This window comes from Paenibacillus darwinianus, assembly GCF_000598065.1.
GTDB classification, from domain to species: Bacteria; Bacillota; Bacilli; order Paenibacillales; family Paenibacillaceae; genus Paenibacillus_I; species Paenibacillus_I darwinianus.
Genome location: NZ_KK082191.1, coordinates 3,876 through 9,919, shown reverse-complemented (window position 1 = coordinate 9,919; position 6,044 = coordinate 3,876). Strand labels below are relative to the sequence as shown.

At 58.7% G+C, this 6,044-nt stretch carries 5 protein-coding genes and 1 pseudogene; 5 read left to right on the top strand and 1 reads right to left on the bottom strand.

Going from position 1 to position 6,044, the window contains the following annotated elements:
• The first annotated feature begins 121 nt into the window (after positions 1 to 121).
• The 4 genes from BG52_RS12205 to BG52_RS12190 all read left to right on the top strand — a co-directional run bounded on the left by BG52_RS12205 (position 122) and on the right by BG52_RS12190 (position 2,821).
• On the top strand, positions 122 to 424 hold the full coding sequence (locus BG52_RS12205; protein ID WP_223299006.1) for a YlbG family protein: 303 nt from the start codon (positions 122 to 124) through the stop codon (positions 422 to 424).
• A gap of 76 nt (positions 425 to 500) precedes the next feature.
• Positions 501 to 938 (top strand): periplasmic protein, encoded by a 438-nt coding sequence (locus BG52_RS12200; RefSeq protein ID WP_036585541.1) that lies wholly within the window; start codon positions 501 to 503, stop codon positions 936 to 938.
• 123 nt (positions 939 to 1,061) lie between these two features.
• Positions 1,062 to 1,973: a selenium metabolism-associated LysR family transcriptional regulator gene (locus BG52_RS12195; protein ID WP_036585539.1), complete on the top strand. Its 912-nt coding sequence runs from the start codon at positions 1,062 to 1,064 to the stop codon at positions 1,971 to 1,973.
• Complete coding sequence (locus BG52_RS12190) at positions 1,964 to 2,821, top strand: PHP domain-containing protein (RefSeq protein ID WP_051588087.1); 858 nt, start codon at positions 1,964 to 1,966, stop codon at positions 2,819 to 2,821. The genes BG52_RS12195 and BG52_RS12190 overlap by 10 nt, the downstream gene beginning before the upstream one ends.
• A gap of 85 nt (positions 2,822 to 2,906) precedes the next feature.
• Here BG52_RS12190 and BG52_RS12185 read toward each other — a convergent pair whose 3' ends face one another.
• The gene (locus BG52_RS12185; protein WP_036585547.1) at positions 2,907 to 4,694 is read right to left on the bottom strand and encodes an Rqc2 family fibronectin-binding protein; all 1,788 of its coding nucleotides are present in this window, start codon (positions 4,692 to 4,694) and stop codon (positions 2,907 to 2,909) included.
• Positions 4,695 to 4,966: 272 nt separating this feature from the next.
• Between BG52_RS12185 and BG52_RS12180 the strand changes: the two are divergent.
• A pseudogene (locus BG52_RS12180) lies at positions 4,967 to 6,044 on the top strand (cation-translocating P-type ATPase); the annotation flags it as partial.

Genomic DNA, 6,044 nt, shown 5'->3' with positions numbered 1-6,044 from the left:
GCCGCCGCGCCTCTCCCGCGTTATTTTACGCAGAAGTTCGGTAAGGAAGGCCTCCGGAAAGTATTCGCGCTAGCTTCACTTTTTGGGGAGTATTTTGGGAAGTTTTATGGGGGAATCGGTCATGTCCATGGAAGAGAAGGAAACGGCGCCGCTGCCGTCGACGTTCGCGGAACGCACGGGGTATATCGTCTGGGTGAGCGATTTAAAGGCCGCCCGCAATCTCGAGAAATATGGAACCGTACACTATATGTCGCGTAAAATGCATTATGTGGTAATGTACGTCAATACGGAAAGAGCCGAAGATACGTCCCGCAACATCCAGCGGCTTCCTTACGTTAAGAGAATCGAGCGCTCGTACCGGAATGAAATCAAGACGGAATATTCCAAGGACATGCAGGATAAGACGAGATTTTACAGTCTTTAAACGGTTTGCGGAGAAGTCGTGAAGGCAGTGTTTTGCATATGTAATCAATATCCCGCTTTTGGGAAGGGGTGGAGCGATGAAGGATAAAACGACCTCGAGGTGGGGTACCTATGAGTCGTTTCATGTCGTTTTAGGCGATAAGAAAGTGGCTGATATCGTCATTACGAACCATGCCCAAAGCAGATGGATCGATCGGATAGAAAGCGAAAAAACCGGTTTCGAGGATATCGCCGATTTCATGTGGCAGAGCCTGAAGCAGGGCCGGGTGGAGCCGTACTACCGCAACGAGCAGGACGTATATTTGATCGACGACGATCTGGTGTTCGTCGCCGAGTTCTCATCGCTGCCGGGCGCAACGGATTTGCTCGGCAACCCCCTTCATAAGATGATCGTCGTGACGTTCCTTGGCCGGATGTCGGAAACGATCGAACTTCGCGATCTGAAATCTTACTATTCGTGGCTTCGCCATTCCCGGCGGATGACCTTGATCAAGAACAGCCGCAAGCGCAAATAGCAGGCGGAAGCCGATGCCGCAAGCCGAACACATGCATACCGCATGTGTTTTTTTTGTTTGTGTCGCTCTCTTGAGGGTCGGTTTGCTATAATGATCGGTGTACAGAAAGGAGAATGCGGGCGTATGGCACTGAACTTTCACCAGCTCCATATCTTTTTTACCGTGGCGGAACGGGGCAGCTTTTCGGCAGCCGCCCAGGCGCTGCATATGACGCAGCCGGCCGTAACGATGCAGGTGCAATCGCTGGAGGATTACTTCGGCACGAAGCTTCTGCTCCGTTCCACCAAAAGGATCGAGCTGACCGATGCCGGCCGGGCATTGATGCCGTTCGCGCAGCAGTCAATCGAATTGATCCGGGAAACCGACGCGACGATGTCGAAATTTACGACACAGTTAAAAGGCCGGTTGCAGCTCGGCGCAAGCCTGACGATCGGTGAATATATATTGCCGCGGCTTCTTGGCCCTTTTGGCCAGGAATATCCGCAAATCTCCATCAGCATGAAAGTGATGAACACCGCGCAAATTATGGAAGAGATTCTGAATCACCAGTTGAACTTCGGTCTGGTCGAAGCGCCGGTGAATCATCCGGATATGCATATGGAGGCGGTCATGAGCGACGAGCTTCGGCTGATCGTCCCGGCATCGCATCCGCTCGGCCAATCTGGAGAAGTGACCCTGGAGGAAGCCCTTTCCTATCCGTTCGTCCTGCGGGAGCAAGGCTCTGGAACGCGGCTGGTGATGGAGGAGCAGCTCCGCTCCCGCCAGATCGATCCGGCGAAAATGAATCTCGTCATGGAGCTTGGCAGCACGGGAGCCGTCAAGTCCGCAGTGGAAGCCGGGGTCGGCTTGTCGATCGTATCGGCTTCTTCGGTGAAGCACGAAGTGGCGCTTGGCCTCATCCGAGTCGTGCCGATATCGGACGTGCGCTTTAAACGGCAGTTTTACTCGATCTACCTCAAGTCCGCGCTGCTGCCGATTTCTGCGGTGACGTTTCTTACATTTCTGAGGGAGAGGGATTTGAAGCAATGGTTATGAACGGCCGTGCGGATTTACACACGCATACGACGGCTTCGGACGGGACGGGTGCGCCTTCGGATAATGTCCGGCTTGCTAAAGCAGGGGGACTTGCGGCGGTGGCGATAACGGATCACGACACGGTCGCGGGAGTGGCGGAGGCGGTTGCGGAGGGCGTCAGACTCGGCATAACGGTTGTTCCTGGGGTCGAACTCAGCACGGTGGCCGAAGGACGGGATATTCATATCCTCGGCTACTATTTCGACCTGTCGGACAAGGTCTGGCTGGAGCGGCTTCAATCGCTTCGCGGCGTGCGCGGCGTCCGCAACGAGATGATTGTGGAGCGTTTGCGGGAGCTCGGGCTGCAGGTATCGATGCGGGAGGTGTTCGAGCAGGCGGGCAAGGACGGCGAAGGGGACAACACCGTCGGCAGGCCTCATATCGCGGCCGTGTTGGTGGCCAAGGGCTATGTCTCGACGATGAAGGAAGCGTTCGACTGCTATTTGTCCTCCGGGGCTGCCGCCTATGTCAATCCGCCTCGCATTACGCCGTTTCAGGCGATCGATTGGATTCGGGAGGCCGGCGGAGCGGCGGTCGTCGCGCATCCCGGATTATACGGCTCCGACAGGCTGATTGAAGAGTTGCTGCGCTATGGAGCGGACGGGATCGAGGTGTTTCACTCCGACCATGGTCCGGAGGAGGAGGCGCGTTACGGGGCGATGGCTGACCGGTTCGGCGTGGTCGCAACGGGCGGCTCAGACTACCACGGCGAACGGAACGGGGTCGTGTTCCACGGCGCGCTCGGCAGCCGTACGGTCGACGCATCAGTCATCGCGCGGCTGGAGGGCATTCGCAGAGCCCGCTGGTGAAGGAGAGGGATCGTGCAGGTAGTAATCGCTTCGGGGCATTGATCAACAAACAAGCCGCTGCTCAACTGTGCCGCGGCTTGTTTGTTCATCCCTTGATTTGCGAAGGGAGCGCCTTAAGGCGCGATTCGTCGGGGGTGACGAACAGCGTTTTTTGATGATCGTAAATAACGAAACCGGGTTTTGCGCCGCTTGGTTTCCGCACGTGCCGGATCAGCGTGTAGTCGATCGGCACGAGACTGGAGGATCGCGCCTGACTGTAGTGGGCGGCCAGCATCGCCGCTTCCTCGAGCGTGGCGTCGCCGAAATCCGTGCCTCGGATGACGACATGCGAGCCGGGAATATCTTTCGTATGCAGCCAGGTGTCGCCCTGGGCGGCCAGCCGGTTCGTCAGATACTCGTTTTGGGCGTTATTTTTGCCGACGAAAACGGATACGCCCTCCGAGGAGGTGTAGCAGAGCAAGGACGGCTTCGCCGGCTTTTTCCGTTTGGGCCCCCGCTTGCCCCTTGCGCGCAGGTAACCCTGCTCGACGAGCTCGTCCCTGATTTCCTCAATATCCTGCAAGGCCGCGCTGTCGAGCTGCTGCAACAGCGTCTCGAAGTAGCGGATCTCCTCGTGCGCCATCCCGATTTGCTCGGCTACGGCCGCTTGGCTGTTCTTGGCCTTCGTATAACGGCGGAAATAGCGCTGCGCGTTCTCGGACGGCGTAAGCAGAGGGTCGAGCGGAATGGTCACGGTCCGTTGGTTCTCATCGTAATAGTCGACGACCTCGGCTGAGGCGTCGCCTTTGGCGATGCCGTGCATATACGCCGTAATCAGCTCGCCGAGTTTGCGGTGCTTGTCGGCGTCCTTGGCTTCCTCCAGCGTTTCGTTCAGCTTCTGCAGCTTTTTCTCGTTCTTGGCTTTCTCGTTCTGCAGAAACCGGTAAAGGTCGCCGGCGCGCTGTTTGACCGTATCCCGCTCCGCCTTGTCGCCGTAATAAGCTTCCATGCAGGCGCTTATCGTATCGAAGGCGAGGGTTGTTCCATCGAGATGCGCGAGAGGCGTCACGGAAAAAAAGGTTTTGCCGTTATCCGCGTCAACGATGACCGGCTCGTACCGGTGGGCCCGAAAATGCTCCGTCATGCTGCGGAACGCCTGCCACAAGCCATCATCGCTGCCGGGCGCGTCTGCTGCGGATGCGGTCGCCGGGCGGGCGCTATCGGCAGCTGCGGCATCCAAGGCGGCGCGGTGGGCGATTTCTTTGGCGAGCAGCGGGCTGATGCCGCTGAACGCCGCGACCAGACGTTTATCGGGCGATGCCCCTTCCGGTGCCGCTGCCATCGCTTCCGCGAATTCGGCGGCAGAGTCTATGCGAAAAGGATCGGTCTTCGATTGCTCCGGAGGCGATGTGTAGGCGCTGCCGGGCAGCACGACACGATAGCTGCTGATCGCCGGTGTGACGTGATGAATGCCGTCGTGCACGACGCCGGTCGCGGGGTCGGTAAGGATGATGTTGCTGTGCCTTCCCATCAGCTCGACGATGACCGTCTTGAGGGCATAGTCCCCCAGCTCGTCACGCTGGCGGATATCGAACGACAGGATGCGTTCGTTGCCGGGCTGCCGGATCGCTTCGATGACGCCGCCCTCGCAATGCTTGCGCATCAGCATGCAGAACATGGGCGCTTCCAGCGGATTGGAATGCGGCTGCGTCGTCCAATGGACGCGCGGATATGTCGGATTCGCCGATAGCAGCAGACGACCCTGCGCCTGCGCTCCGCGGATTTGAAAGACGAGCGTATGCTCGTCGGGCTGATGAATTTTGGCGATGCGCGCGCCGACGATGAGGGTGAGCTCATGCGCCAGCGCGCGGGTTACGATGCCGTCGAGAGCCATAAACGCGATACCTGCCTTTATCATGTCATTTCTCTATCATGCCATAGTCCGGCCGAAAACTTAAGCCCTTTCTTGCGGCCGCCCAGCCTAACCCGCATACGCGGCATGAATAAGGCCTCCTCCCGGGATGGCCCGACGCCGCTTTTTCTCTGCTCTCCCGGCCGCCGGTGATAATTTTCGGTTTGTCCGAATACATTTACCCTGTAAAGGCTGTCCGTGCGCTCGGCGAGGCGGAAAAGGACGCGGCGGATGGAGAAACGGGAGGGAAACGGATGGATCAAACGATGTGGCACCAGCTCGGCCAATCCGCGCTTGCGGAAAAGCTGGAGAGCAATCCGCAGGCGGGACTGACGGCGGCGCAGGCGGCCGAACGGCTTAACGCCTATGGACGCAACGAGCTGTCGGAAGGCAAACGCATATCGCCGCTGACGCTGTTTTTGAACCAGTTCAAAGATTTTATGGTGCTCGTGCTGGTCGGCGCGACGCTCCTTTCGGGCCTGCTCGGCGAATATCTGGATGCGGTGACGATTGTGGCGATCATCGTCATTAACGGGATTCTCGGGTTCGTACAGGAATACAGAGCGGAGCAGTCCTTGCGTTCCCTGAAGGCCTTGTCTGCCCCGACCGCCCGCGTCGTGCGCGACGGCAAAGTGACGGAGGTGCCCGCCGCCCTGCTCGTACCCGGCGATATCGTCCTGATTGAGAGCGGCGACCGTATACCGGCCGATATCCGTCTGCTTGAAACGAACGGACTGTATGCGGAGGAATCCGCCCTTACCGGGGAATCCGTTCCCGCAAGCAAACATACGTCGACGATTGCCGAGGTCGATCTTCCCGCCGGCGATATGAAAAACATCGGTTTTATGGGGACGATGGTGACCAGGGGAACCGGACGCGGCATCGTCGTGCGAACCGGTATGGGAACGGAAATGGGCAAAATCGCGCACCTGATCGCGCAGACGGAGTCGATGGAAACACCGCTGCAGCACCGATTGGAGCAGCTCGGCAAAGTTTTGATCGTGGTGGCGCTCGGTTTGACCGTCATGGTCGTCATTGCCGGCATTTTGCACGGCCAGCCGCCGTACGGTATGTTTCTGGCCGGCGTCAGCCTGGCGGTGGCGGCCATTCCGGAAGGGCTGCCGGCGATCGTCACGATTGCGCTGGCGCTTGGCGTGCAGCGGATGATCAAGCGGAGAGCGATCGTCCGCAAGCTGCCGTCGGTCGAGACGCTAGGCTGCGCGTCGGTCATTTGTTCGGATAAGACGGGCACGCTGACCCAGAATAAAATGACGGTGACGAAGCTCTGGACCGGCGGCAGGCGGCTGGACGTGACGGGCGAAGGCTACGAGT

Coding starts and splice junctions, on each gene's coding strand:
- BG52_RS12195 (WP_036585539.1), top strand. CDS start 1,062: ATGGCACTGAACTTTCACCAGCTCCATATCTTTTTTACCGTGGCGGAA.
- BG52_RS12205 (WP_223299006.1), top strand. CDS start 122: ATGTCCATGGAAGAGAAGGAAACGGCGCCGCTGCCGTCGACGTTCGCG.
- BG52_RS12190 (WP_051588087.1), top strand. CDS start 1,964: ATGGTTATGAACGGCCGTGCGGATTTACACACGCATACGACGGCTTCG.
- BG52_RS12185 (WP_036585547.1), bottom strand. CDS start 4,694: ATGGCTCTCGACGGCATCGTAACCCGCGCGCTGGCGCATGAGCTCACC.
- BG52_RS12200 (WP_036585541.1), top strand. CDS start 501: ATGAAGGATAAAACGACCTCGAGGTGGGGTACCTATGAGTCGTTTCAT.